The following is a 25,303-nucleotide window of genomic DNA, read 5'->3' as shown; positions in this document are numbered from 1 at the left end:
CGGGTCAGTCGATGCGGTAGTGGGCGAGCTTGTCCTCATCGACGACCGTGCCGACCCCCGGGTCGGTGGGGGCGGCGACACGACCGTCGACGATGCGCAGCGGTTCGGCGGCGAGATCGTCGGCCATGTCGAGGAAGTTCGAGAGCTCCGCGGGGTAGCGCGAGGAGTGCTCGAAGGCGGCACCGAAGGTCACGGTGGCGATGCTGCCGAGCTGCGTGTCGATCTGGTTGCCCATGAGGACGTCGAGGCCGAGCGCCTCGGCGAAGCCGAGGATCTTGCCCGACTCCGTGAACCCGGTGCGCGCGGTCTTGATCGACAGGGCGCTCGCCCCGCCCGTGTGGATCTCCCGGGCCGCCGCGCCGAGATCGGGTGCCGACTCGTCGGCGACGATTGGGATCGGGGAGGAGGCGACGAGTCGCCGGCGGCCGAGCACCTCGGCGGCGTCGTCGGGCTCCTCGAAGAACCGCAGATCCGCCTCGGTCGTGGCCGCGAGCATCTGCGCGGCCTCGGTGGCCGTCCACCCGCGGTTGGCGTCGAGGTAGAGGAGGACGTCGGGGCCCACGGCCTCCCGCAGCGCGGTGACGAGGTCGACGTCGACGCCGACCGGGCGCCTGCCGACCTTGATCTTGAACGACCGCACCCCGTGTGTGTCGATGAACGCGAGCGCCTCGTCGACGACCGCCTCGGTGGGGGCGAACCCGAGCATGTGGGTCACGGCGAGCGACTCGCAGTACCCGCCGAGGAGCCGGTGCACGGACACCCCGGCCGCCTGCCCGACGAGGTCCCAGAGGGCGACGTCGATGCCGCCCTTCGCGGTCTGGTTGCCGACGGTGCGGCGCAGCCGGGCGTGGATTCCGGCCCGGTCGAGGGGATCGGCGCCGAGGAGCGCCTCGGCGAAGACGCCGTCGATGACGGCGATGACGGACGCCAGGGTCTCCCCGTACGTGTAGGGCCGGGGTGGGATGTCGGCGCAGCCGGTCAGCCCCTCGTCGGTGTGCAGGCGCAGCAGGACGTGCTCGATGTGGTCGACGGCGCCGCTGGCGAACGCGAGCGGCTTGCGCATGGGGATGCGGTAGGGCACGGTCTCGACGGCGGTGATCCTCATGACGCGTCCTCCTCGGCGATCGCCGCTGCGACAGGGGGCTCGGCGATGGCCGCGGCGACGACCTCGGTGATGATCGCCGTCATCCGCTCCGTCGCCCGGGAGTCGTCATCGGCCCGCCGGGCCAGGGCGAGCTCGGTGCGCGGGGCGTCGACGATGGTGCGGAATTCGACGCCGGGGATGGCCAGCGCCGAGGCGGTGCCCGGGACGATCGCCATGCCCAGTCCCGCGGCGATGAGGGACATGAGCGTCGAGGTCTGCGACGCGCGGATCGCGTAGTCCGGGGTCCGGTGGTGAGCGCCGAGGAAGTTCGCCGTCGTCGTCGACATCACCGAGGTCTCCGGGTAGCCGACGAGGACGCGGCCGCTGATGTCGGCGGCCGTGATCGCCTCGGCCTCGACGAGGTCCGAATCCGAGGGGAGTGCGGCGATGCAGGGTTCGGAGCCGATGGTCTGGCACTCAAGTCCCGTCGCCGGGGTGGTGCCGCGCAGCAGGGCGATGTCGACGGTGCGGTCGAGCAGCTGGGTGACGAGCTGCGGGGTGATCATCTCGCCGCTCACGCTCAGCTGGAGGCGGGGTGCCAGCGCCGCGGTGCGGCGCACCACCTGCGGCATCACCCCGTACGTCGTCGAGCCGGTGAAGCCGAGGCGCAGCGGGCCCTGGAGTCCGGAGCCGATGAGTCCGACCTCGGTGCCGAGGGTGTCGAGTTCGGCGAGCACCCGCTCAGCCTCCTCGAGCAGGTGGGCGCCGGCCGGGGTGACGGTGACCGAGCGCGTCGTGCGGTGGAGCAGGGTCGTGCCGAGCTGGCGTTCGAGTTTGCGGATCTGCTGCGAGAGGTAGGGCTGGGCGAGGCCGAGGCGCTCGGCGGCCCGTCCGAAATGGCGTTCGCGGGCGACCATCGCGAAGTTCTGCAGCTGGCGGGTCTCGAGCATCATGCCCGCACGGGGGTGAGCGGGCCGCGGGTCGGCGCGGCGGGCGTGGGCGGGATGAACATCGTTGTTCCTCTTCCAGTGATCTCGAGGGTGTCCTGTCAGACTATGCGCGGGGCCAGGACTTTTAAAGAACCGATTTCGTCTTGATTGAGACGCCCTAGGCATGAATAGCGCTCGCCGAGTCGTCTGTGTCGCCACTGAAGCAATTCACCGTTGTGAATGCACTTTAGTGGTATTAAAGTGAATGAGTGCGGAGCAGCTCGTGCTCCGCCGACGCTGCGATGAGGAGGTGCGACCGTGATGATCGAGGAGAACGACCCGCGCGAGATGCTCGCCCGGGCCGAGCGGGTCAGCGACGACGTCCGGCGAAGGGGTGCCTGGTATCCGCCGATGATGGTCGGCTTCGGCCTCGTGACGATCGTCATCATCGGCGCCCTGCCCGCGGTGCGCGGCACCTGGGACGGCCTCCTCTTCACCCTCGCCGTGGTCGTCGGGGCTGGACTCCTCTACCGCTGGAAGTCCCGCCAGGAGATCCGTCCGGCGAGCAGGGCGCACACGTGGAGATGGGTCGCGGCCTGGGCGATCCTCTATGCGGTCGCCGTCGTCTGGGTCGGGCCCGTCGTCCTCGGAGACCGGATCGATCTGTGGCTGCTCATGGGAATCGTCGTCGCGCTGCCGGCCTTCGCCGAGGCGGCCCGGGCGGGGAGGAGGAATCGCCGATGAGCCATCCGCGTCACTCCCTCGATCCGCGCATCCACGCCCCGGTGCGGTTCTCACTCATGGCGGCGCTCGCCGCGACGGGAGAAGCCGACTTCAAGGCTCTGCGCGAGACCCTCGAGGTCAGCGAATCGCTGCTCTCCCAGCACATGCGGGTCCTCGAGGAGGCCGGTTACGTCGACATCCGCAAGGGATTCGTCGGCAAGCGCGCCCGCACCTGGCTGTCTCTGACGCCCGAGGGCCAGGCGGCTTTCGCCGCGCACTGGGAGACGCTCAGCGCTATCGCCGCGAACCCGATCGCTGCTCCCTCCACCACTGATTGACCCCTTTTCGCCACTGACTGAGTCGGCCGCCCTGCGTGGGCATCGCGGCCGGTGAGGAGATCACCATGTCCACTGTCCCTACCCCGTCGCGCCCGAATCCGTCCTCACAGGCGGCACTGCAGGGGCGCCGGCCCGGGTGGATCGAGCTCGGCGTCGGCTTCGCCGTCTTCGTCATCCTCACCCTTGGGCTGACGATCCTCCTCAAGCCCGTCGTCAGTCCCGAGGCGTTCAGCATCTTCCTCATGGGTCTGTCGTTCATCGCCGGCACCGGCGGATTCGCCGCCGCGGTGGCCGTGCGCCTCCGGTCGGCCTCCGCCTTCGGACTGCGTCCTGCCGCCGGAAAGTGGCTGCTCCTCGGTGTCGTCGGCGGTCTCATCGCCTTCGCACTGAAGTTCCCGGCCACCTGGGTCTATGTCGCCGTGACCGGGGATTCGGGCAATGCGCAGAGCGACTGGTCGCAGACCGCGGCGACCGGACTCGTTCCCCTGCTGCTCGGACTCGTGCTCCTCGGGGTGCTCACCCCGATCGGGGAGGAGCTGTTCTTCCGCGGCGTCGTCACCACCGTGCTGCTGCGGTACGGTGCGATCGTCGGCGTCGTCGGCAGCGCCCTGCTCTTCACGATCCTCCACGGCGTTCCGCAGACGATGCTCTCGGCCTTCATCGTCGGCCTCATCACCGGCGAACTCCGGCGACGCAGCGGCTCGGTGTGGCCGGGCATCATCGCGCACATCATCTTCAACGTCCTCAGCACCGGGCTCGCGTTCCTCGTCGCGCCTGCCCTCGGCGGCTGACCGCCACCCCAACCACCCAGTCGCCACCCCGACCACCCGTCTGACCAGGAGGAACCATGACCACGCTGACACTGCACTCCCGCCGCACCGGCTTCCCGGCCCGCTATGAGATCACGGGGTCCGGATTCCCGACGACGCGGATCGGCTCGCGGGCCCTGCGCCGAGGCGGTGAGATCGTCATCGACGGCGCTCGCTTCGAACTGACCAGCGGGTCCTTCGGCACCGCATACACCCTGCGGCCGGTGGCGCGCGCCTCCGCACCCGACGGGCCGGCGAATCCAGTGGCAGCTGCCGAACGCGCCGGAACCACCGGGTGGACCATCGCGGCGGGAGACCGCGAGTACCGCCTCGCACCGGCCCCGGACTCGCGTGACCTCGAGCTGCGCGACGGCGACGGCGCGCTCTGCGGCCGGATCGGCCGGACCGGCTGGTCGAGCCGCGGCATCGACGCGGAGTTCGACGGTCTCGACGGGCCTCTCGCCGTCTTCGTCCTCTGCCTCGGCCTCGCGACCGGTCAGCGACGCCGCCGCACCGTCACGGTCGCCGGCGGATAGTGTCCGAAATATCGGACAGAACTTGAGCCAGACCACTTCCGTCCGCGCTCCCAGCGGACACAATGGAAGGGTAGTCAAAGACGATTCGGCCCCCACGGTCTCTCGCCGTCGGGCCGCGATCGGGAATCCACTCCGTCGGACACACCGGTCGAACTGAGCTCAGGTCCCCCTGCGGGACCCCACGAAAGGGAATCCCATGACCGCCACGTCCGAAACCGACGCCGCGACCACCTCGGCGACCACACCGTCGTTCACCCAGCACGACCCCACCCGGGTCATCCGCGCCGACCGCGGACCTGAGATCACCGCGAAGAGCTGGCAGACCGAAGCCGCGAAGCGGATGCTCATGAACAACCTCGACCCCGAGGTCGCCGAACGCCCCGAAGACCTCGTCGTCTACGGCGGCACCGGCCGTGCCGCCCGCTCGTGGGAGGCCTACGACGCGATCGTGCGGACGCTGGACGACCTCGAAGACGATGAGACGCTGCTCGTCCAGTCCGGCAAGCCCGTCGGCGTGCTGCGGACCAACGAATGGGCACCGCGCGTGCTCATCGCGAACTCCAACCTCGTCGGCGACTGGGCGAACTGGGAGCACTTCCGCGCGCTCGAAGCCGAAGGCCTGATGATGTACGGCCAGATGACCGCGGGCTCCTGGATCTACATCGCCACCCAGGGCATCCTCCAGGGCACGTACGAGACCTTCGGGGCCATCGCCCGCAAGCGCTTCGACGGGACGCTGGCCGGTACCCTCACCGTCACCGCCGGCTGCGGCGGCATGGGCGGTGCCCAGCCGCTGGCCGTCACCCTCAACGGCGGGGCCTGCCTCATCATCGACGTCGACCGGACCCGCCTCGACCGCCGCCAGGCCAAGCGCTACCTCGACGAGGTCGAGACCGACCTCGACACCGCGCTCGCCAAGGTCATCGAGGCGAAGAAGAACGGGCAGGCGCTCTCCGTCGGACTCGTCGGCAACGCCGCCGAGATCCTCCCGCTCATCCTCGACCGTCCCGAAGCCGCCGAGGTCGACATCGTCACCGACCAGACCTCGGCCCACGACCCGCTGTCCTATCTGCCCCTCGGCGTCAGCCTCGACGACTGGCAGACCGAGGCCGAGCAGGACGCGGAGAAGTTCACGCTCCGCGCCGAACAGGCGATGGCCGCCCACGTCAAGGCCATGGTCGAGTTCCAGGACCGCGGCGCCGAGGTGTTCGACTACGGCAACTCGATCCGCGACGAAGCGCGCAAGGCCGGCTACGACCGCGCGTTCGCGTTCCCCGGCTTCGTCCCCGCCTACATCCGGCCCCTCTTCTGCGAGGGTCTCGGACCGTTCCGCTGGGTCGCGCTCTCCGGTGACCCGAAGGACATCGAGGTCACCGACGCCGCCCTCAAGGAGCTCTTCCCGGAGAACGAGTCCCTGCACCGCTGGCTCGACGCCGCCGCCGAATACGTCGAGTTCGAGGGACTGCCGGCTCGCATCTGCTGGCTCGGCTACAAGGAGCGCCACCAGGCCGGTCTGCTCTTCAACCAGCTCGTCGCCGAGGGCAAGGTCTCGGCCCCGATCGTCATCGGCCGCGACCACCTCGACTCCGGGTCCGTCGCCAGCCCCTACCGGGAAACCGAGTCGATGCTCGACGGTACGGACGCCGTCGCCGACTGGCCGCTGCTCAACGCGCTCGTCAACACCTCCTCGGGAGCGACGTGGGTCTCGATCCACCACGGCGGCGGCGTCGGCATCGGCCGGTCCATCCACGCCGGACAGGTGTCCGTGGCCGACGGCACGGAGCTCGCGGCGAAGAAGCTCGCCCGCCTGCTCACCAACGACCCCGGCATGGGCGTCATCCGGCACGTCGACGCCGGCTACGACCGCGCCGTCGAGGTCGCCGAGGAGCGCGGCATGCGCATCCCGATGATCCCCGAACTCGACGTCCGCGACGAGGAATCGGCAGCCCAGTGATGAAGCTCCTCACCGGCATCAGCGAACTCGTCACGAACTCGGACCCCACCGAGCTCATGGCCCGCCCCAGCCTCGGTGCGGGGGATCTCTTCTCCCTGACCGACGCCGCGGTGATCATCGACGGTGAGACCATCGCCTGGTCCGGTCCCGCCGCCGAGGCGGACGCCGCCCTGGCAGCGCTCCTGCTCACCGCCCCCGACGCCGAGGTCGAGACCGTCGACCTCGGCGGGCGGGCGGTCCTTCCCGGCTTCGTCGACAGCCACAACCACCTGATCTTCGCCGGTGACCGCTCGGCGGAGTTCGCCGCCCGGATGGCGGGGGAGAAGTACTCCGCCGGGGGCATCGCGACGACGGTCGCGGCGACCCGCGCGGCCAGCGACGAGGAGCTCGAGGCCAACCTCGTCCACCTCCTCGACCAGGCCACCCGGTCCGGCACGACGACGTTCGAGATCAAGTCCGGCTACGGGCTCGACCTCGCCGACGAGATCCGGGCGCTGGAGATCATCGGCCGCCACACCCCGGAGTCCACGCTCATGGCAGCCCATGTCGTGCCGCCGGAGCACAAGGACGACCCGGAGGCCTACGTCAGCCTCATCATCGACGAGATCATCCCCGCCGCGTCCGGCCTGGCGAAGTGGATCGACGTGTTCTGCGAAGAGGGCGCGTTCGACGAGGACCAGACCCGGCGGATCATCGAAGCCGGCGTCGCCGCGGGAATGCGGCCTCGCCTCCACGCGAACCAGCTCACCGCCGGTGGGGCGCTCCAGCTCGGGGCCGAACTCGGCTGCGTCTCCGTCGACCATGCGACCTTCGCCTCCGATGAGGACCTCGCCGTCCTCGCCGCCGCGGGCACCGTCGTCACCCTGCTGCCCGGCGTCGAATTCTCGACCCGTCAGCCCTACCCCGACGTCCGCCGCTACCTCGAGGCCGGGGTGAACATCGCGATCGCCACCGACTGCAATCCCGGGTCGTGCTTCACCAACAGCATGCCCTTCTGCATCGCCGTGGCCGTGCGCGACATGCACTTCACCGTCGACCAGGCTGTGTGGGCGGCGACCGCCGGCGGCGCCCACGCCCTCGATCGCACCGACATCGGCCACCTCGGTGCCGGGGCCCGGGCCGACCTCACGGTCCTCGACGCCCCCAGCTACCGGCACCTGGCCTACCGGCCCGGCGTCCAGCTCGTCGACCGCGTGTACCGCGGCGGTGAGCTCGTCGCCGACAACCGTCCGACCACCTCGGCGGACTGAGGATTCGAAGGAGAATCATGACCACCCCGACCACGCCGTCCCGGACGAGGCCCGCCGGCACCTGGCGGTTCTTCGCCTACAGTGCCATCGGGATCGTCATGTTCTTCGTTCCCGTCACGATCGCCGGGGTCTCGACGATCCCGCTCGACCACATCGTCACCGCCATCCGCACCTTCGCGGGCCCGGTCGTGCCGTTCATCGTCCTCGCCCTCATCCTCCTCGGCGCCGTTCGCCCCTTCGTCACCGGCACGTGGAAGTCGTCGGTGACGAAGGGGATCTTCGCGGTCCTCGGCGTCGTCGGCCTCGTCGTCGCCGTCCTCATTCTCACGGTCCCGCCCGCCTGGCTCGCCGCGGAGGACATCGGTCCGTTCCTCTGGGACAAACTCGTCATCCCCGTCGGCCTCATCGTCCCCGTCGGCGCGATCTTCCTCGCCCTCCTCGTCGGCTACGGGCTCATGGAGTTCATCGGCGTCCTCGTCCAGCCGATCATGCGCCCGGTGTTCAGGACGCCGGGCCGCTCGGCCATCGACGCCGTCGCCTCGTTCGTCGGCAGCTACTCCCTCGGTCTGCTCATCACCAACCGGGTCTACAAGGAGGGCAAGTACACGGCGCGGGAGGCCGCGATCATCGCGACCGGGTTCTCGACCGTGTCGGCGACGTTCATGATCGTCGTCGCCAAGACGCTCGACCTCATGGACCACTGGCTCCTCTACTTCTTCTTCACCCTCGTCGTCACGTTCGTCGTCACGGCCATCACCGTCCACCTGCCGCCGCTGCGATCGATCCCCGACACGTACTATCCGGGGGCGACCCCGCAGCCGGAGGAGAAGGTGACGAAGCACCGCTTCCGCGTCGCGTGGCGGGAGGCGAAGGCGACGCTCGCCGAGACGCCGAGCCTCGGCCGCAACCTCTGGCTCAACTTCCGCGACGGTCTGCTCATGGCCGCCTCGATCCTGCCCTCGATCCTCTCCGTCGGGCTCATCGGCCTGCTCCTGGCGAAGTACACGCCGATCTTCGACTGGCTCGGGTGGATCTTCGTGCCCTTCACGTGGGTCACGCAGCTGTCCGATCCCGTGCTCGCCGGCAAGGCCTCGGCGCTCGGCCTCGTCGAGATGTTCCTGCCGGCCACCCAGGTCGCCGGTTCCGACGACCTCGTCCTGCGCTTCACGATCGCCGTCGTCTCCGTCGCCGCGATCATCTTCTTCTCCGCGATGGTGCCCTCGATCCTCGCCACGGAGATCCCGATCTCCGTCGGCGCGCTCGTCATCATCTGGTTCGAACGCGTCGTCCTCACCATCCTCATCGCCGCCCCGCTCGCCCACCTGCTGCTCTGAGAGCGACTACGCTGTGAGCGCCCGCCCCACCGACCATCCATCCGCCATCTGTTTCCCGCCCCGACGAAAGGCCCCTAGATGTCCGCTGTCATCGATCTCGATCCCGATACCCTCACCTTCGCCGACGTCGTCGACGTCGCCCGCCACGATGCGAAGGTGGCCCTGAGCGAGACGACCCTGGCTCGCGTCGGGAAGTACCGGGAGGCGATCGATGCGCTCGCGGCGGCGCCGAAGCCCGTCTACGGCGTCTCGACCGGGTTCGGGGCGCTCGCCCAGCGGCACATCCCCGCCGAGCTGCGCACCCAGCTGCAGAAGTCGCTCATCCGCTCCCATGCCGCCGGTGTCGGCGCACCCGTCGAACGCGAGGTCGTGCGGGCGCTGATGCTCCTGCGCGCCCGGACGCTGGCGACCGGGCGCACCGGTGTCCGCGCCGAGGTGCTCCAGACCTACGTCGATCTCCTCAATGCCGGGATCACCCCCGTCGTCCACGAATACGGGTCCCTCGGGTGCTCCGGTGACCTCGCGCCGCTGTCGGCGTGTGCGCTCGTCGTCATGGGCGAGGGCGTCGCCGAAGGTCCCGACGGCGTCGCCGGGCCTGCCGATGAGATCCTCGCGCAGGCCGGGATCACGCCGGTCACGCTCGCCGAGAAGGAGGGGCTCGCGCTCGTCAACGGCACCGACGGCATGCTCGGCATGCTCATCATGGCGCTCACCGACCTCGAGAGCCTGCTCACCGCTGTCGACGTGTCCGCGGCGATGAGCATCGAAGGGCTCTTCGGCACCGACGCCGTCTTCGCCCCCGAACTCCACTACCCGCTGCGCCCCCACGACGGGCAGGCCGCCTCGGCGGCCAACATGCTCGCCGCCCTCCACGGGTCGGGCATCACCGCGAGCCACCGGGACTCGACCCACCTCGTCCAGGACGCGTACTCGATGCGCTGCGCCCCGCAGGTCAACGGCGCCGCCCGGGACGCCGTCGCCTTCGCCACCCAGGTCGCCGAACGCGAGCTGCGGGCCGCGATCGACAATCCCGTCGTGCTCACCAACGGCATGGTCTCCTCGAACGGCAACTTCCACGGCGCCCCGCTGGCCCACGCGCTCGACTTCCTCGCGATCGTCGCCGCCGATGTCGCCTCGATGGCCGAACGCCGCACCGACCGCCTCATGGACGTCGCCCGCAACCAGGGGCTGACCCCGTTCCTCGCCGACGACGCCGGAGTCGACTCCGGTCTGATGATCGCCCACTACACGCAGGCGGCCATGGTCTCCGAGGCCAAGCGCAATGCCGCCCCCGCCTCGGTCGACTCGATCCCGTCCTCGGCGATGCAGGAGGACCACGTGTCGATGGGCTGGTCGGCGGCGCGCAAGCTGCGCACGGTCGTCGACAACCTCGCCAGCGTCATCGGCATCGAGCTCTACGCGGCGTCCCGCGCCTGCGACATGCGCGAGGCTGATCCGGCCCCGGTCACCGGCGCCGTCATCGCCGCAATCCGGGAGACCGTGCCCGGTCCCGGCCCCGACCGGTTCCTCTCCCCCGAGCTCGCCGAGACCATCGCGAAGGTCAAGGACGGGTCCCTCGTCGCCGCCGCCGAGGCGGTCACCCCGCTCACCCACACCGTCACCGCGGCCGCCGGCACCTGGCAGCCCGTGGGCGGCGGCCCGGCCGTCAACGATCCCGACTTCACCGCGCTCGGCAACCTCGAGGCCGCCGCGGAGGCCTCGGGCACGGCCGCGGCGACGACCGAGTACCACGAGGACAAGTGAGATGAGCGACGTCGTCTCCCTCCTCGCCCAGATCGCCGACACCGGTCGGGATCCGCGCGGACCCGGTTACCAGCGGCCCGGGTTCTCCGCCACGGAACGGGAGCTGCGCACGTGGTTCCTCGCCGAGGCGGACCGCCGCGGTCTCGACACCGAGATCGACGCGAACGGCATCACCTGGGCGTGGGCGACCGAACCGGGCGACGACGCCGTCGTCACCGGCTCCCACCTCGACTCCGTCCCCGGCGGCGGGGCGTTCGACGGGCCGCTCGGGGTCGCCTCGGCGCTCGCGGCCTTCGATGACCTCAAGGCCTCCGGGGCGCTCGACGCGGCCGGCCGACCACTCGCGCTCGCCGTCTTCCCCGAGGAGGAGGGGTCGCGGTTCGGGGTGGCATGCCTGGGCTCGCGGCTCATCACCGGTGCGATCGACTCCGACCGGGCCCTCGGCCTCCGGGACGCGAACGGCGACACCTTCGCCGATGTCGCGCGCGGCTACGGCCTCGACCCCGCGCGCATGGGCGCGGACCCTCAGCGGCTGCAGGGCATCGGCTCGTTCATCGAACTCCACGTCGAACAGGGCATCGGGCTGGCCGGCACTGATCAGGCTGTGGCCATCGGCTCCTCCATCATCGGACACGGTCGGTGGCACTTCGCGTTCGCCGGTCAGGGCAACCACGCGGGGACGACCCCGATGAACCACCGCGCCGACCCCGTGGTCGCGGCCTCCCGCGTGATCGGCGACATCCCGACCCTAGCGGCCGCCACTGACGCGACAGCCGTCGCCACCGTCGGGCGCACCCTCATCCACCCGGGCGGGACGAACGTCATCGCCTCGGGCATGAGCTTCTGGCTCGACATCCGCCACGAGGACGATGCCGTCGTCGAACAGGTGCTCGAGGCGATCACCGCCCGCGCCCGGGACCACGCTGCGGACACCGGTGTGAGGGTCGAGGTCTCGCAGGAGTCGTACTCTCCGACGACGCGCTTCACCGCCGCGCTCAACGACCGGCTGCGCGCGGTGCTCCCCACCGCCCCGATGCTGCCCTCGGGGGCCGGTCACGACGCGGGCATCCTCGCCCCGCACGTGCCCTCGGCGATGCTCTACGTCCGCAATCCGACCGGCGTCTCGCACGCGCCGGAAGAGGCGTGTGAGGACGATGATGCGCGGGCGGGCGTCGACGCCCTCGTCGCCGTCCTCGAGAGCGAACTCGGCGTCGGCGGTGACCGATGAGTACCGCATTCTGGTGCGAGTCGGCCTGGGTCGATGGCGCGGTCGCCACCGGCGTCCTCCTCACCGTCGATGACACGGGCACGCTCACCGCGGTCGACACCGGCATCGCCGTCGCGCCGGAGGGCGCCGAGGTGGTCCCCGGCCTCGTCCTGCCCGGCGGAGTCAACGCCCACTCCCATGCGTTCCACCGGATGCTGCGCGGCCGCACCCACGGTGACGGCGGCACGTTCTGGACGTGGCGGGAGGTCATGTACTCGATCGCCGGCCGACTGACCCCGGAGAACTACGAAACCGTGGCCCGGGCCGTCTTCGCGGAGATGCTCGCCGGCGGATACACCTCGGTCGGCGAGTTCCACTACGTCCACCACGCCCCCGACGGCACCCCCTACGGCAGGGATGCCGGCTCATCCCCGCACGCGATGGAGCGGGCGCTGGCCCGGGCGGCCGCCTCGGCGGGCATCCGTCTCCGCCTCCTCGACACCGCCTACCTCACCGGCGGCATCGGCGCCGATCTCACCGCCGAGCAGGCGCGCTTCGGCGATGGGACGATCGCCGGCTACCTCGAGCGTCATGCGCGGCTCGGCGAATATCTCGCCGCCGAGTTCCCCGTCGGTGCGCCCGGGGAGAGCTTCGTCCACCTCGGTGCCGCGATCCATTCGGTGCGTGCGGTGGCCGCCGCGGATCTGCCGCGCTTCACCGAACTGTCCGGACCGCTGCACGTCCACCTCTCCGAGCAGCCCGCGGAGAACGAGGCGTCGGTCGCGGCGTACGGGACGACGCCGACGCAGGTCCTCGCCCGGGCCGGAGTCGTGAGCGAGAGACTCTCACCCGTCCATGCGACGCATCTGTCCGACGCGGACGTCGCGACCCTCGGGCAGAGTGGGACGACGATCGTCATGTGCCCGTGCACGGAGGCCGACCTCGCCGACGGGATCGGTCCGGCCCGGGAGCTCGCCGAGGCGGGGGCGACGATTGCGCTCGGCTCCGACCAGCACGTCGTCCTCGATGCCCTGCGGGAGACGCAGGGACTCGAGGCCGGGGAGCGGCTGCGCAGCGGCCAGCGCGGCCGGTTCTCTCCGGCCGAGCTCATCGCGGCTCTGACGACCGGGGGTGCGCGCAGCCTCGATCTGCCCGTCGGCGAACTCGTCCCCGGGGCGGCGTGCGACTTCATCGCCGTGGCCACCGACAGCATGCGGACGATGGGGTCACTCGGCGAGCAGATCGTCCTCACCGCCACCGCCGAGGACATCCGCATGACGGTGAGCGGCGGCATCGTCCGCATCCGCGACGGCGTCCACACCGAGCTCGGTCCGATCGCCGATCTCTACGCCGCGGCGTTCGCTGCCCTGGGAATGACGACGGCTGTATCCGGGACGCGTGTGTCCGGGACGCATGCGTCCGGGACGGCTGGCTGAGTCGTGGCTGAGGTTCCCGCGCTGCGCCGCTCGGTGGCGATCCTGCGGCACCTGGCGGCGTCGAACCGGGCGATCTCCGCGGGTGCCCTCGTGCGCGCCCTCGACCTGCCGCGCTCGAGCGTCTACGAGCTCCTCGCGGTCCTCGAGGAGCTCGGCCTCGTCGTCCGCACCGAACCGGGGTTCGTCCTCGGGCCCGGGGTTCACGAGCTCGGCAGCTCGTACCTGCGGATGAATCCGCTGCAGCGGCTCGCCCAGCCCGTCGTGCGGCAGCTCGCCGAGGACACGGCGGCGACGGCCCAGCTCGCCGTCATCCGCGGGTGGGAGACGGTCTACGTGCTCAAGGAGCAGTCGCTGAAGTCCGTCGCCGTCGTCACCGCGACCGGGGTGCGGATGCCGAGCTATCTCACGGCCACCGGGCGGGCGATCCTCGCCCAGTTGCCGAAGTCCGAGGTGCTCGCGATGTTCCAGTCCGAGTCCGCCTTCGTCACCCGCACGGGCCAGGGGCCGACCTCGGTGCGGCAGCTCGGCGCCCTGCTCGCGCAGACCAGGCGTGCCGGGTGGGCGATCGAACACGGGGAGGTGACGCCGGGCATCTCGACGCTCGCCGCCCCCGTCTACGATGTGCTCTCCCGCCCGATCGCCGCGATCGGCCTCTCCGTGCCCGCGCCCGAAGCGCCGGCCCCCGGAGCCGGTGAGGCCCCCGCGACGCCCGCAGTGCCCGACGATCTCGTCGCCCAGGTCCTCACCGCCGCCGCCGAGGTCACCGCGAAGCTGCGCTGACCGCGAACCTGCGCTGACCGGGAACCTGCGCTGACCGCGTTCGCCGCGCACCGCCTCGGCGATTGTCCTTGCTGACATCAGACACCGATGCTGACATCCGGCACCGATGCTGACATCCGGCACCGATGGGCGGCGGTTACACTGTGCCCACCCCAGACCGCAGCGGAGCCGATGGAGGGTTCGCGCGAGACCCAGGAGCAGGCATGGAATCCCCACATCTGACAATGTTCGGCAGCGACGCCGGACGCGCTCGGGAGATCCTCGAGGTGCTCGCGCGCTACGGCATCGCCGAACGATCCGCGCGCACGCTCGCCGCCGCGGACGGCAGCACGAACCTCGCGACGCGGTTCGCCGATCCCGACCTCGTCAAACTCGCGCCCGGTGCACGGCTGACCGCGGCCTTCACCGAACTCGGGACGACGTGGATCAAACTCGGCCAGTCGCTGAGCATGCGCGGCGACCTCGTCGGCGCCGATATCGCCGAGGCGCTGTCCGGGCTCCAAGCCGAAGTGCCCGCCGATCCGCCGGGCAGGGCGAAGGAGCGGGTCGAAGCCGACCTCGGTGCCCCGGTGAGCGAGCTCTTCACCTCCTTCGACGTCGAGCCCTTCGCCTCGGGATCGGTGGCGCAGGCGCATCACGCGGTGCTCACCGACGGCACCCCGGCCGTCGTCAAGGTCCTCCACTCCGGTGCCGAGGAGAAGGTCCGCGGCGACCTCGACCTCATGAAGAAGGTCGCGCGGTTCGTCGAATCCGCGGACCCGGAGCTCGCGCGCTTCAACCCGGCGCAGATGGTCGACGAGTTCGCCGAGATGATGAGCCAGGCGATGGACCTGACCAACGAGCTCCGGGCGATGCAGCGTTTCGCACGGGAACTCGACGAACTCGACTGGCTGCTCGTGCCCACGCCCTACCCGGAGCTCAGCGCGACAGGGGTGCTGACGATGGAGCAGATGCCGGGCGTTCAGACGAAGACCAGCGCGGATGTCACGGGCGCCGGGTGGAGTGTCGACGATCTCACGAAGCACGTGACGAACGCGTGGATGACGATGATCTTCGACAACGGCCTCTATCACGCCGACCCGCACCCGGGGAACTTCCTCATCCCCGATGCCGAGCACGTCGTGCTCCTCGACTACGGGGACGTCGGCTACCTCGCCGGCCCACGGCGCAACGACGTCATCCGCCTCCTCACGGCCGTCGTCGGACGTGACGTCTCCGACCTCACCGACATCCTCCTCATCGTCTGCAACGCCCCCGCCTCGACGGACGTCAAAGACCTCGAGATGGCCGTCGACAAGTGGATGGCGCAGTACCTGCCCGAGGACACGGCGTCGACGGACATCGACCTCAACGCCGCGATGACCGCGTGCATGCAGCTGCTCCACGACAAGGAGTTGAGCTTCCCGAGCGACCTGGCGATGCTCGTGCGCGTCATGGGGCGGCTCGAGGGATTCGGCATCCAGCTCGGCAGCACCGTGACGATGGAGGAGTACCTCGGGCCGTACCTGCGTGAGCACATGATCAGGGAGAACAGTCCGAAGAAGATGCTCGAGCGGCTCGTGCGGTCGACGACGAGCTGGACCCGGATGGCCCGTGAGCTGCCCCGCGACATCGAGATCCTCGTTCAGCAACTGCGCAAGGGCGAGACGCGGTTGGAGATCAACCTGCGCGACCCCGAGGAGCTCACCGACAAGCTCATCGACGGCCTCATGGCGTCGTCGTCGTTGCTCGCCGCCTCCCAGCTGCTGGCGAACCGGACGGGACCGACGGTCAAGGGGGTCTCGATCGCCGGTCTCGCCGCGGCCGGGGTCTCCGTGGTGACGTGGCGGAACCTCACGGTCCGGCGCAACAGTCACATCACCGTCACCGAGGAGCTCATGAAACTGGCCCGCCGCGTGCGGTGAGACCGCCAAGGCTGCTTCGCGCCGCGCCGCTCAGAGATAGGGCCGCGTGATGAGCTCGAGGTAGTGGCCGGCCGGGTCGAGGAAGTAAACGCCGCGACCGCCGTGTTCGGTGTTCGTCTCCAGCGGGCGCGTCCGCTGCGGATCGGCCCAGAACTCGAGGCCGCGCTCCCGCAGCAACGCCATGGCACGGTCGAATTCGTCGTCGGTGCAGAGGAACGCCATATGCACGGGCGAGATCTCAGACGGCGGCGGGGGAGCGGCGAACTGGAGCATCACTCCGCCCGTGAGCATGATGTTGGAGAAGACGCCCCACGACTGGGTGTGCTCCGCGCCGAGGATGTCGACGTAGAACTGTGCGGACTCGACCGGGTCCGTGGCGGCGATGATGGTGTGGTTGAACGTGGCTGACATGTGGGAATGACCTGACTCTGTGATGTGCGTGGGGCGACTCAGCCGTGGGATCTCAGGCCGTCACCGGCCGTCGTCGATGAGGGTGAGCAGCTCTTTCGCCGCCTTCTCGATCTCGCCGTGCTTGTACTCCCCGGCGCGCGATTCAGCGGCGATGACACCGGCCCGGTGGACGACGACGAAGTCGCCGTACGGGAACGAGTAGGCCTTCTTCGTGCGCGGGTCAGCCGATTCGTCGATGCCGAGGTGCCACTTCGCGTAGGCGTCCCACCCGTTGTCGGAGATGAAGACGTCCTCGTCTTCGGCGCTGGGGCGATCCTTCGACCAGTCACCGCGATCGTTGCGATCGACCTTGCCGTCTCGGATGAGGGTGCGCGCCTGTTCGACGCCCTGGGTGTTCACTGCGATCGACATGCGGGTACTCTAACGCGCCCACCGGGCACTGACCACCCTGCAAGCTGTGGCTGGGGTCCATTGAACTGTCGGTCCGGTCAAGGCGTCTCCCGCCGATGAGAGTTGTCTGGCGGCGCGTGCCAAGGGGTGAGAGAATTGACGACGTGAGCGGTGACCTGCCTTTCGACGAAGTTGCCATCGCACGTGTGTGCGAGCAATTCGGTGTCGCACGTCTGAGCGCATTCGGCTCGGTGCTCCGAGACGACTTCGATTCTGAGACCAGCGACGTCGACTTTCTTGTCGAGTACAAGCCGGACGCAGACCTGACGTTCTCGTCCTACTTGGCATTGCGCGCAGAGCTGGAGGCAATCGTCGGTCGACCAGTGGATCTCGTGGATGTCCGCACGCTCCGAAATCCCTACTTCACCCGAAATGCACTGTCGACATCGCGCGAAGTCTATGCCGCCTGAGACCGGGGCATATCTGTGGGACGCCCTCGAAGCCGCTGAGTTCGCGCAGTCAATCGCAGAGAAATCCTCCCGCCGTGAGTTCTCCGACGATTGGATTCTCCAAGCGGCCGCAGAACGCAAGTTGGAGATCCTCGGCGAAGCGCTCAACCGGATTCGCCAGACCGATCTTCCGACTGCTCTGCGCATCCCATCGGTCAACGAGATCATCGCCACCAGACACGTCATCGCTCACGGCTATGCGACTGTCGACTCCGAACGGGTCTGGAGGATGATTCGGGACGACCTTCCCCAGCTGATCGTCTCACTGAGGAATCTCCTGGAGGAGTTCGGACCCCCGCCGCGCTAGACCGCTCCCGCCCGGCGGCGCAGGAGGACTGCGACCTCGAGGTGCTTCGTGTGCGGGAACATGTCGAAGACGCGGGCGCGGGTGACTTCGTAGCTCGGCATCCGGTCGAGATCCTTCGCCAGGGTGAGCGGATTGCAGCTCGAATAGACGATGTGCTCGACCCCGGAGGTCTCGAGCGCGGTCGACAGCCGCGACCCGATCCCTCGCCGAGGCGGGTTGACGATGATCGCGTCCGGGCGCTCCCCGGCACCGAGGCGGGCCTCCGCGACCTCGGTGGCATCCCCGGCGATGAACTCCGTGATGTCGTCGACGCCGAGTTCGACGGCACTGAGCTTCGCCGACTCGATCGCCTGGTCGCTGATCTCGATGCCGGTGATGCGCCTCGGCGCCAGCCTGCCATCGTCGCTGCCGGCCGCACTCCACAGGGCGAAGCCGCCGACCCCGCAGTAGAGGTCCCACAGTGCGGCCGGTGCGATCTCGTCGACCCAGTCCGCGACCTGATCGCAGAGCGCGGTGGCGACCCCGGTGTTCGTCTGGAAGAAGCTCTGCGGCCGCAGGTGGAGGTCGACGCGCTCGAGGTTCATCCACAGCGACTCACCGACGAGCATGACCTCGCGGCTGCCCTCAAGTGCGGCCTTGTGCTCGGGGAGGAGGTTGACGGAGACGACGGACGCCTGCGGGATCGCCGCGCGCAGCGTCGCGGTCCGGGAGGCGATGACCTCGAGCCCGAACTGCGAGCGGACGACGAAGCGGACCATGAGCTCCCCCGAGGGCGCCGCGGTGACGTGGACGAACTTCAGCTCGCCTCGGCGGGCGGAGACATCGTAGGGGTCGAGGCCGGTCGCGTCGAGGAAATCGGCGAGCACGGGGATGACGGCGCGGATCGTCGGCACCTGGATCCCGCAGTCGCGCAGGTCGACGCCGTGGAAGTCCCCGTCGAGGATGCCGAGCGTCACCGCACCCGCGACCCCTCCGACGGCGAGCTTCGCCCGGTTGCGGAAGTCGTGGTCGGGACCCGAGGCCGCCGGCAGCCACGCGGCGGGGGCGTGGGCGGCGAGGACCTCCCGGCACCAGGCCTCCTTGTCCGTGATCTGCTCGTCGTGCGGGGTGCCGAGCAGCGCGCACGACCGACACCGGTCGGCCTCGAAGTAATGGCAGACCAGGCGTCCGTCCACGGTCGTGGCAGGAGCGAGCGGCAGCGTGGTCATGCCTGCCATTTTACGCGGCACCATCGCCGGCACCCGGCGGGAGTGGGCTCAGTCCTCCGCGGTCGCGCTCTTCATCGCATCGTAGGCGGCGAGCGCGGCATGACGGGACTCGCCGAGGTCGACGAGCGGGTCGCCCGCGTCCCCCGACGCACCGAGCCATCGCCTCACGTACACCCCGTCGGGGTCGAAGCGGATCCGCTGCCGTTCGGGATTGAAGACCCGGAAGAAGGGGGAGGCGTCGGCACCGCACCCGGCGACCCACTGCCAGGACACGGGATTGTTCGCCTCATCGGCGTCGACGAGGGTGTCCCAGAACCACTGTTCCCCGGACTGCCAGGCCAGCAGCAGGTTCTTCGTCAGCAGGCTCGCCGTGACCATCCGGACCCGGTTGTGCATCCACCCGGTCTCCCACAGCTGCCGCATCCCCGCGTCGACGAGGGCGATCCCCGTCCGGCCCGCCTGCCATGCGTGCAGCGCCTCGTCATCGTCCTCGTAGGGGAAGTGCGCGAACTCCGGCCGCATCGGCCGCCAGTCGAGGTCGGGCACATGGTGGGTGAGGTGCCACGCGAACTCCCGCCAGTACAGCTGCCGCACCCACGCCTGCCGATCCGCCGCCCCGACATCGGTGAGGTCCGCGACGGCGGTGAGGAGCTGCCGCGGCGAGACCTCACCGAAGCGCAGGCGCGGCGACAGCGCCGACGTCCCCTGAGGATCACCGGGGACGTCCCGGTCCTCGGCGTAGCCGTCGATGCGCTCGCCGAGGCGGTCGAGCGCCTCCGCGGCAGCGACGACCCCCGGTGTCCAGTGGGCGGCCACGGTGTCCGTCCACCACGGAAACCCGTCCTGGTCGCCGGAGGCCGGATCACCGGCCACGGCGTCGAGCAGGCGAAGGTCGGCGACGCCGGTGAGGAGGTGGGGACTGTCCTGCCGGACGCGGGCGAGACGCTCGGCGGTCGCAGCGCTCGGCGACTGCGCCTCGATGACCGGCAGCGGCGGGTCGACGGGGATCTCCCGGGCGGCGTTCCAGAACGGGGTGAAGACCTTGTAGTGCTCACTCGCCGAGGACGGCGTGACCTCCCACGGTTCGACGAGGAGGGCGCCACGCGAGCCCTCCGCCGCGATGCCGCGAGCGCTCAGCGTCCCGGCGACGACCTCGTCGAGGGCGCGGGAGGCCGGGGCGTACCGGCGTGACCAGCGCACCGTCGTCGACCCGAGGCCCTCGGCGACGTCGGGAATGATGTCGGCGGCATTCCCCGCGGCGAGGAGCAGCGGGATGCCGAGCGACTCGAGTTCCCCCTCGAGGACCCGGAGGGATTCATGGGCCCACCAGCGCGCTGCCGCCCCGAGCGGCCGCGGCCCGCGGCCCTCGGCATCCCGGGTCTCGCGGATCCAGATCGCCACGACGTCGCCGGCTTCACGGGCGGCGGTGAGCGCTTCGTGGTCGGCGACGCGCAGATCATCGCGGAACCAGACGAGGGTGAGAGGGTGGGAGGCCATGACAGGGATTATTGCACTGTCACCGTCATGGTGAGTGCCGTTGACCGACGCGATTCGGAGGCCTACAATTGAATGAACCAAATCGATTTGGCCACGATCGTACGGCACCCCGAGATCCCGCGATGCTGCGGGTCGGACCGCCAGAGCCCGAAGGACGATATGAATCCCCTGCGCACCCTCGACGACACTGCGACGCTCCTCGTCCCCGAACAGCTGCTGCTGCCGACCGGACCGCAGCGGGATCACGCCGTGCTCATCGAGAACGGCCTCATCGCCGCGGCCGGTCCGACCGCCGAGCTCGCAGCGACCGCCGCCGGTCGCACGGCTCGGCGGATCGAGCTTCCCGGCCGCCTCCTCATGCCCGGCTTCGTCGATGCACACCATCACCTCTCGCAGTCCTTCGGCAAATCCCTCGTCTTCGGCGAACCCTCGGAGATCTTCTCCCGCGTGTGGGTGCCGATGGAGGGGCAGATGGATGCCGAGGCCCTCGACGTCGCCACCCGGTTGGCCGCATGGGAGTCCCTGCGCGGCGGCTTCACCACGGTCGTCGACGCCGGAACCCGGGCCGCCGCCGACGTCGGAGCGATCGCCGAGGCGACCGTCGAGGTCGGGATGCGCTGCGTGCTGGGACTCATCGGCAACGACCTCGGCGGCGGGGTGCGCACCGCGTCCGTGCCCGAGGTGACGGCAGCGGCTGCCCACCATCTGAGTCGCTGGGAGTCGATAGAGCTCGTCCACCCGTCCCTGGCGGTCTCGATCCCCGAGGTCGCCTCCGATGAGGCGCTCATCGCCTTGGCGGGGCTCGCCGGTGAGGCCGGCGCCGTCCTCCAGACCCACCTCAACGAGCACCTGGCGGCAGTCGAGCGCTCCCTCGTCGCCGGTGGCGAGCGACCGCTGGAACGTCTCGCGCGCCTCGGCGTGCTCGGTCCGCAGCTCCTCGCCGCCCATGCGACGCTCCTGACTCCGCGAGAGATCCGCCTGCTCGCCGACACCGGCGCGGCGATCGCCTACAACCCGGTGGCGAGCTCGTGGAAGGGCAATGCCGTGGCGCCCGCCCTCCTCCTCCACGAACTCGGGGCCCGGCTGGGGCTCGGCACGGACGGCACCCGCTCCGATGCCTTCCGCCTCCTCGACGCCGCCGAGACAGCCCAGCGCCTGACCGCCGGCCTCGCCGCGGGAGATTCATCGACCGGCGGCGGGTGGACCTGGCTCGAGCTGGGCCTGCGCGGGGGAGCCGACGCCGTGGGCCTCGCCGGGCGAGTCGGCGAGATCACCCCGGGGGCCTACGCGGACCTCCTCGTCGTCGACCTCGAGACGCCGGAGTTCGCGCCCTCGTGGGACCTGCCGTGGGAGCTCGTGCGCCTGGGCAATCGCGACCAGATCGAGGCTGTCATCGTCGGCGGTCGTCTGCGCCTCGAGCGCGGATGGCCGGTCGACTGGGACGGACGTGCTCTGCTCGGACGGGTGCGGGAGATCGCCCAGCGGGTCGTCGAGACCTCGCCGATCACCCGCGTCGACCCGCTCTCGGCCGACCATCGCGCTGCGTGGGTGAGAGAGCATGCCGCCGACGCGGCGCGGGCCACCGCGCACCCTGTCGAGGTCGCACAGTGACGCTCCTCGCCCTCGGCATCATCGCGGGCACCGTCCTCGTCTCGGCGTTCGTGCAGGGCTCGACGGGCATGGGGTTCGCGATGATCGTCGCCCCGGTCGTCAGCTTCATCGACCCGAGCCTCATCCCCGTCATGCTCCTCGTCCTCATGATCCCCTTGAATCTCTACGTCGCCGCGCGCGAGCGCAGCGCCATCGACTGGCACGGCGTCAAGTGGATCAGCGTGGGGCGCTTCGCCGGGACCTTCGCGGGATTGTGGATCCTCCTCATCGTCAACCTCCAGCAGCTCTCGCTGCTCATCGGCTGGTCGACCCTCGTCGCCGCCGTCATCGCCCTCCTCGCTCCGAAGTTCACCCCCAACCGCACGGTGCTGGCCTCCGTCGGCCTCGTCACCGGGGTCACCGAGACCTCGACCGGCGTCGGCGGACCGCCGTATGCTCTGGCCTACCAGCACAGTCCCGGTCCGGAGCTGCGGTCGACGGTGGCTGTGTGCTTCCTCGTCGGCGAGGTCATCTCCCTCGTCGTCCTCGCCATCAGCGGTCAGGTCACGGGCGCCACGCTGCAGACGACGCTCATCATGCTGCCCTTCCTCGCCATCGGCTCGTTCATCAGCCGCTACGTCCACCATCGCCTCGACGGCCCGGTGCTGCGCTACATGGTCCTCGGCTTCGCGATCATCTCCGGTGCCATCGTCATCATCCAGGCGTGAGAGCCGACGGCGCTCGGCCGGGACCATCCGCTCCGGGCTGCGCGACCCCGTCCAGTACGCTGAACCCATGTCAGCACCCACCCGGCGGCCCCGCGCCACGATCGCCGATGTGGCCCGTGAGGCCGGCGTCTCCCGGACGACCGTCTCCCATGCGCTCAACGGCCTCGGGAAGGTCAACCCGCAGACCCGCGAGCGGGTCCGGGCCGTCGCAGAGGCCCTCGACTACCGTCCGAGCGTGCGCGCCCAGGGCCTGCGCAAAGGCCGGTCTCGCGCGGTGGCCCTCCTCTCGTCGATGCCCGCAGCCGTGTCGGCTGGGCCCTCCCAGCTCGGCTTCTTCACCGAACTCGCGATGAGCTGCGCCCGCACGGCCCTGCTCAGCGGCTATGTCTTCGTGCTCGCCCCACCGGCGGACGGCGACAGCCCCGTCGACCGGCTCGACATCGACGGAGCGATCCTCCTCGAACCGGAGGCCGACGATCCGATCGCCGCGGCGCTGACCGCTCGCGGCATCCCCTTCGTCACGATCGACGGACCGGAAGCGGTCGACAGCCCCCAGGCACGCGCCTCGGTCGATCTGCATCACACGCAGACCGCGACGCTGCTCATCGATCACCTCATCGCCCAAGGGGCGCAGGCGCCTGCGCTCATCGTCGGCACGAGCGATCGCGGGGCGCAGGTCGCCGCCCGCGACGTCTATCTCTCCGCGGCGGCCGCCCACGGCTTCACCCCGATCATCGCCGAGGCGGATGAGGCCGACGGCGAGGACGGCGGAGCCCGGGCCGCCGCCGAGGTGCTGGCCGACCATCCGCGCATCGATGCCCTGCTCGTGCCCATCGACACATTCGCCGCCGGAGCGGTGCGGGCGGCCGCCGAGGCGGGACGCCGGGTCGGCAGCGACCTGCTCATCGCCACGCGCTATGACGGTCTGCGGGCACGCACGAGCACGCCGCCCCTCACTGCGGTGCATCTCGGACTCGATGCCGTCGCTCAGAGTGCCGTGGAGTCGCTGCTGTCCGTCCTCGACGCCGAACCCGAGGAGGCGAGCGAGCCTGCCACGGCGGAGCCGCCGGCACCGACCCTCATCCCGCGGGCCTCGACGGCCGGCGGGATGAGCGCCGGCGGGGCATGAAGGCCGGTCAGCCGCCTCGGCGCAGGAATCAGATCCGATAGTCGCCCGGTCGCTGTTCGAGCGCGCTCGGGTCGTCAATGGGGGTGCGCGCCTTGGGATGGCGATTGCGCTTGCCCGTGTGATGGAAGAGGAGATTGAGGAGGACGGAGACGAAGGCGGCCATCGCCACGCCGCTGCCGAGCAGTGAGGCGACGTTCGGCGGGAACTGGGAGTACATGCCGGGGATGAGGACGGGCAGCAGTCCCGCGGCGAGACCGACGGTCGCGGTGATGAGGCTGCCGGTCTGAGTGAAGTCGACCCGGGCGAGCATCTGGATGCCGAGCACCGCGATGATCGCGAAGACGACGACGGCGGTGCCGCCGACGACGGCCGGCGGGATCCCGTTGAGGATGCGGGCGAGCGGGCTGAGGCCGATGAGGATGAGGAGGATGCCGGCGAACGCGGTGACGTAGCGGCTGCGGACCCCGGAGGCGCGGACGATGCCGACGTTCTCGCCGCTGGTGACCATCGTCGGAGTGCCGAAGAGGCCGCCGGCGAGTGTGACGAGGCCATCGGCGCGGATGAGGCGGGGGACGTCGCGGCTCGGCTCGACCTTCTTCTCGACGATCTCGCCGTTGATGATCGTCTGTCCGGTGGCCTCGGCCATCGAGGCCAGCGCCCACAGGAGCATGGGGATCGCCGCGATGAGGTCGAAGGTCGGAGGACCGAAGGGGAAGAGCGTGGGCACGGCGACGACAGGACCGTCGAGCTGGCTCCCGAACGTCGTCATTCCCATGAACCCGCCGACGACGGTCCCGCCGACGAGGCCGATGGCGATCGAGAGCCGGCCGGCCATGCCGCGGAGGAAGCGGAAGGCGAGCACGGTGATGAGGATCGTGATGAAGCCGAGGAAGAGGTTGCGCGGGTCGCCGAACGAGTCGCTGCCGGGTTCGCCGACCATGAGTCCGCCGGTGACCTGGATGAGGTTGATGCCGATGACGACGACCATGATCCCGATGACCAGCGGAGGGAAGAATTTGAGGAGTTTGACGAAGAGCGTCACGGCGACGATGTAGAAGACGCCGGTGATGAGGACGGCGCCGACGGCGGTGGAGGGGTCGGTGTCCTGGCTGATGGTGATGAAGAGGATCGTCGCGGCCCCGCCGGGAAGCATGACGAAGGGCAGGCGCACCCCGATCTTCCAGACGCCCACGGACTGGAGGATCGAGCCGAGTCCGGAGAAGACGAAGACCGCGGAGAGGATCGCCGAGGTGGTCCCCGCCGGCAGCGACAGCGCTGAGGCGATGAGGAACACCGAGGAGATCGGTGTGGCGACCATGACGAGCACATGCTGGATCGCGAACGGCAGGAGGCTGTGCACCGGGCGCAGCCTGTCGACGGGGTGGATCTCTGAGGCAGTGGTGTCGGCGGACATCGAATCAGTTCTCCTTCGCTCGTGGCTTCGTCGTCGAAGCCCATCGCGTCCAGCGCCGAGGCGCACGAGTGG

Annotated in this window: 24 protein-coding genes; 17 read left to right on the top strand and 7 right to left on the bottom strand. The window is 70.0% G+C overall.

What is annotated here, in order from left to right:
- Nucleotides 1-4: 4 nt before the first annotated feature.
- Both ACFQ91_RS14390 and ACFQ91_RS14385 read right to left on the bottom strand, forming a co-directional pair.
- On the bottom strand, nt 5-1,105 hold the full coding sequence (locus ACFQ91_RS14390; RefSeq protein WP_198500306.1) for a mandelate racemase/muconate lactonizing enzyme family protein: 1,101 nt from the start codon (nt 1,103-1,105) through the stop codon (nt 5-7).
- Complete coding sequence (locus tag ACFQ91_RS14385) at nt 1,102-2,037, bottom strand: LysR family transcriptional regulator (RefSeq protein WP_198500307.1); 936 nt, start codon at nt 2,035-2,037, stop codon at nt 1,102-1,104. The genes ACFQ91_RS14390 and ACFQ91_RS14385 overlap by 4 nt, the downstream gene beginning before the upstream one ends.
- Before the next feature lie 297 nt (nt 2,038-2,334).
- Here ACFQ91_RS14385 and ACFQ91_RS14380 point away from each other — a divergent pair, with 297 nt between their 5' ends.
- From ACFQ91_RS14380 to ACFQ91_RS14325, 12 genes are all read left to right on the top strand, one after another.
- Complete coding sequence (locus tag ACFQ91_RS14380; RefSeq protein ID WP_198500308.1) at nt 2,335-2,757, top strand: hypothetical protein; 423 nt, start codon at nt 2,335-2,337, stop codon at nt 2,755-2,757.
- Nucleotides 2,754-3,074, top strand: a complete 321-nt coding sequence (locus ACFQ91_RS14375) for a transcriptional regulator (protein ID WP_198500309.1) — start codon at nt 2,754-2,756, stop codon at nt 3,072-3,074. The genes ACFQ91_RS14380 and ACFQ91_RS14375 overlap by 4 nt, the downstream gene beginning before the upstream one ends.
- A gap of 65 nt (nt 3,075-3,139) precedes the next feature.
- Complete coding sequence (locus ACFQ91_RS14370) at nt 3,140-3,865, top strand: type II CAAX endopeptidase family protein (RefSeq protein WP_198500310.1); 726 nt, start codon at nt 3,140-3,142, stop codon at nt 3,863-3,865.
- A 56-nt stretch (nt 3,866-3,921) separates the two neighbouring features.
- Nucleotides 3,922-4,419: a hypothetical protein gene (locus tag ACFQ91_RS14365; protein WP_198500311.1), complete on the top strand. Its 498-nt coding sequence runs from the start codon at nt 3,922-3,924 to the stop codon at nt 4,417-4,419.
- 196 nt (nt 4,420-4,615) lie between these two features.
- A complete protein-coding gene (hutU, locus tag ACFQ91_RS14360; RefSeq protein WP_198500312.1) occupies nt 4,616-6,373 on the top strand; it encodes a urocanate hydratase in 1,758 nt (585 codons plus the stop codon).
- A complete protein-coding gene (hutI, locus tag ACFQ91_RS14355) occupies nt 6,373-7,623 on the top strand; it encodes an imidazolonepropionase (protein ID WP_198500313.1) in 1,251 nt (416 codons plus the stop codon). Before hutU ends, hutI begins: the two co-directional genes overlap by 1 nt.
- A gap of 17 nt (nt 7,624-7,640) precedes the next feature.
- Nucleotides 7,641-8,957, top strand: coding sequence for a YjiH family protein (locus ACFQ91_RS14350; protein WP_198500314.1), 1,317 nt, complete (start codon nt 7,641-7,643; stop codon nt 8,955-8,957).
- Nucleotides 8,958-9,035: 78 nt separating this feature from the next.
- Nucleotides 9,036-10,721, top strand: coding sequence for a histidine ammonia-lyase (gene hutH / locus ACFQ91_RS14345; RefSeq protein ID WP_198500315.1), 1,686 nt, complete (start codon nt 9,036-9,038; stop codon nt 10,719-10,721).
- A gap of 1 nt (nt 10,722) precedes the next feature.
- Nucleotides 10,723-11,949, top strand: coding sequence for an allantoate amidohydrolase (locus ACFQ91_RS14340; protein WP_198500316.1), 1,227 nt, complete (start codon nt 10,723-10,725; stop codon nt 11,947-11,949).
- Nucleotides 11,946-13,364 carry a formimidoylglutamate deiminase gene (locus tag ACFQ91_RS14335; protein ID WP_198500317.1) on the top strand — a complete coding sequence of 473 codons (1,419 nt, stop codon included), beginning with the start codon at nt 11,946-11,948 and terminating at the stop codon, nt 13,362-13,364. Before ACFQ91_RS14340 ends, ACFQ91_RS14335 begins: the two co-directional genes overlap by 4 nt.
- 3 nt (nt 13,365-13,367) lie before the next feature.
- Nucleotides 13,368-14,144 (top strand): IclR family transcriptional regulator, encoded by a 777-nt coding sequence (locus ACFQ91_RS14330; RefSeq protein ID WP_198500318.1) that lies wholly within the window; start codon nt 13,368-13,370, stop codon nt 14,142-14,144.
- Nucleotides 14,145-14,347: 203 nt separating this feature from the next.
- Nucleotides 14,348-16,048 (top strand): AarF/ABC1/UbiB kinase family protein, encoded by a 1,701-nt coding sequence (locus ACFQ91_RS14325; RefSeq protein ID WP_198500319.1) that lies wholly within the window; start codon nt 14,348-14,350, stop codon nt 16,046-16,048.
- A gap of 30 nt (nt 16,049-16,078) precedes the next feature.
- Here the strand turns inward: ACFQ91_RS14325 and ACFQ91_RS14320 are convergent, their stop codons facing one another.
- Nucleotides 16,079-16,459, bottom strand: a complete 381-nt coding sequence (locus ACFQ91_RS14320; protein ID WP_198500320.1) for a VOC family protein — start codon at nt 16,457-16,459, stop codon at nt 16,079-16,081.
- 60 nt (nt 16,460-16,519) lie between these two features.
- Entirely contained in the window at nt 16,520-16,870 is a 351-nt protein-coding gene (locus ACFQ91_RS14315) for a hypothetical protein (RefSeq protein WP_198500321.1), read from the bottom strand.
- A gap of 143 nt (nt 16,871-17,013) precedes the next feature.
- On the opposite strand from ACFQ91_RS14315, the gene ACFQ91_RS14310 reads away from it, so the two are divergent.
- Entirely contained in the window at nt 17,014-17,319 is a 306-nt protein-coding gene (locus tag ACFQ91_RS14310; protein WP_198500322.1) for a nucleotidyltransferase family protein, read from the top strand.
- A complete protein-coding gene (locus ACFQ91_RS14305; RefSeq protein WP_198500323.1) occupies nt 17,309-17,665 on the top strand; it encodes a DUF86 domain-containing protein in 357 nt (118 codons plus the stop codon). Before ACFQ91_RS14310 ends, ACFQ91_RS14305 begins: the two co-directional genes overlap by 11 nt.
- Here the strand turns inward: ACFQ91_RS14305 and ACFQ91_RS14300 are convergent.
- Nucleotides 17,662-18,873 carry a methyltransferase domain-containing protein gene (locus ACFQ91_RS14300; RefSeq protein ID WP_232623807.1) on the bottom strand — a complete coding sequence of 404 codons (1,212 nt, stop codon included), beginning with the start codon at nt 18,871-18,873 and terminating at the stop codon, nt 17,662-17,664. The two genes, ACFQ91_RS14305 and ACFQ91_RS14300, sit on opposite strands and share 4 nt — an antisense overlap.
- 48 nt (nt 18,874-18,921) lie before the next feature.
- Nucleotides 18,922-20,370: a deoxyribodipyrimidine photo-lyase gene (locus tag ACFQ91_RS14295; protein ID WP_198500325.1), complete on the bottom strand. Its 1,449-nt coding sequence runs from the start codon at nt 20,368-20,370 to the stop codon at nt 18,922-18,924.
- Nucleotides 20,371-20,529: 159 nt separating this feature from the next.
- Here ACFQ91_RS14295 and ACFQ91_RS14290 point away from each other — a divergent pair, with 159 nt between their 5' ends.
- The 3 genes from ACFQ91_RS14290 to ACFQ91_RS14280 all read left to right on the top strand — a co-directional run bounded on the left by ACFQ91_RS14290 (nt 20,530) and on the right by ACFQ91_RS14280 (nt 23,817).
- On the top strand, nt 20,530-21,981 hold the full coding sequence (locus ACFQ91_RS14290; protein WP_198500326.1) for an amidohydrolase family protein: 1,452 nt from the start codon (nt 20,530-20,532) through the stop codon (nt 21,979-21,981).
- Nucleotides 21,978-22,688 carry a sulfite exporter TauE/SafE family protein gene (locus ACFQ91_RS14285; protein WP_198500327.1) on the top strand — a complete coding sequence of 237 codons (711 nt, stop codon included), beginning with the start codon at nt 21,978-21,980 and terminating at the stop codon, nt 22,686-22,688. The genes ACFQ91_RS14290 and ACFQ91_RS14285 overlap by 4 nt, the downstream gene beginning before the upstream one ends.
- A gap of 67 nt (nt 22,689-22,755) precedes the next feature.
- Nucleotides 22,756-23,817: a LacI family DNA-binding transcriptional regulator gene (locus ACFQ91_RS14280; RefSeq protein WP_198500328.1), complete on the top strand. Its 1,062-nt coding sequence runs from the start codon at nt 22,756-22,758 to the stop codon at nt 23,815-23,817.
- A 28-nt stretch (nt 23,818-23,845) separates the two neighbouring features.
- On the opposite strand, the gene ACFQ91_RS14275 is transcribed toward ACFQ91_RS14280, so the two are convergent.
- Complete coding sequence (locus ACFQ91_RS14275) at nt 23,846-25,231, bottom strand: uracil-xanthine permease family protein (RefSeq protein ID WP_198500329.1); 1,386 nt, start codon at nt 25,229-25,231, stop codon at nt 23,846-23,848.
- Nucleotides 25,232-25,303: the final 72 nt, after the last annotated feature.

Origin of the sequence: Brevibacterium sp. NPDC056726, assembly GCF_042790515.1 — a bacterium.
GTDB classification, from domain to species: Bacteria; Actinomycetota; Actinomycetes; order Actinomycetales; family Brevibacteriaceae; genus Brevibacterium; species Brevibacterium sanguinis.
This window is presented reverse-complemented; position numbering and strand designations above follow the sequence as displayed.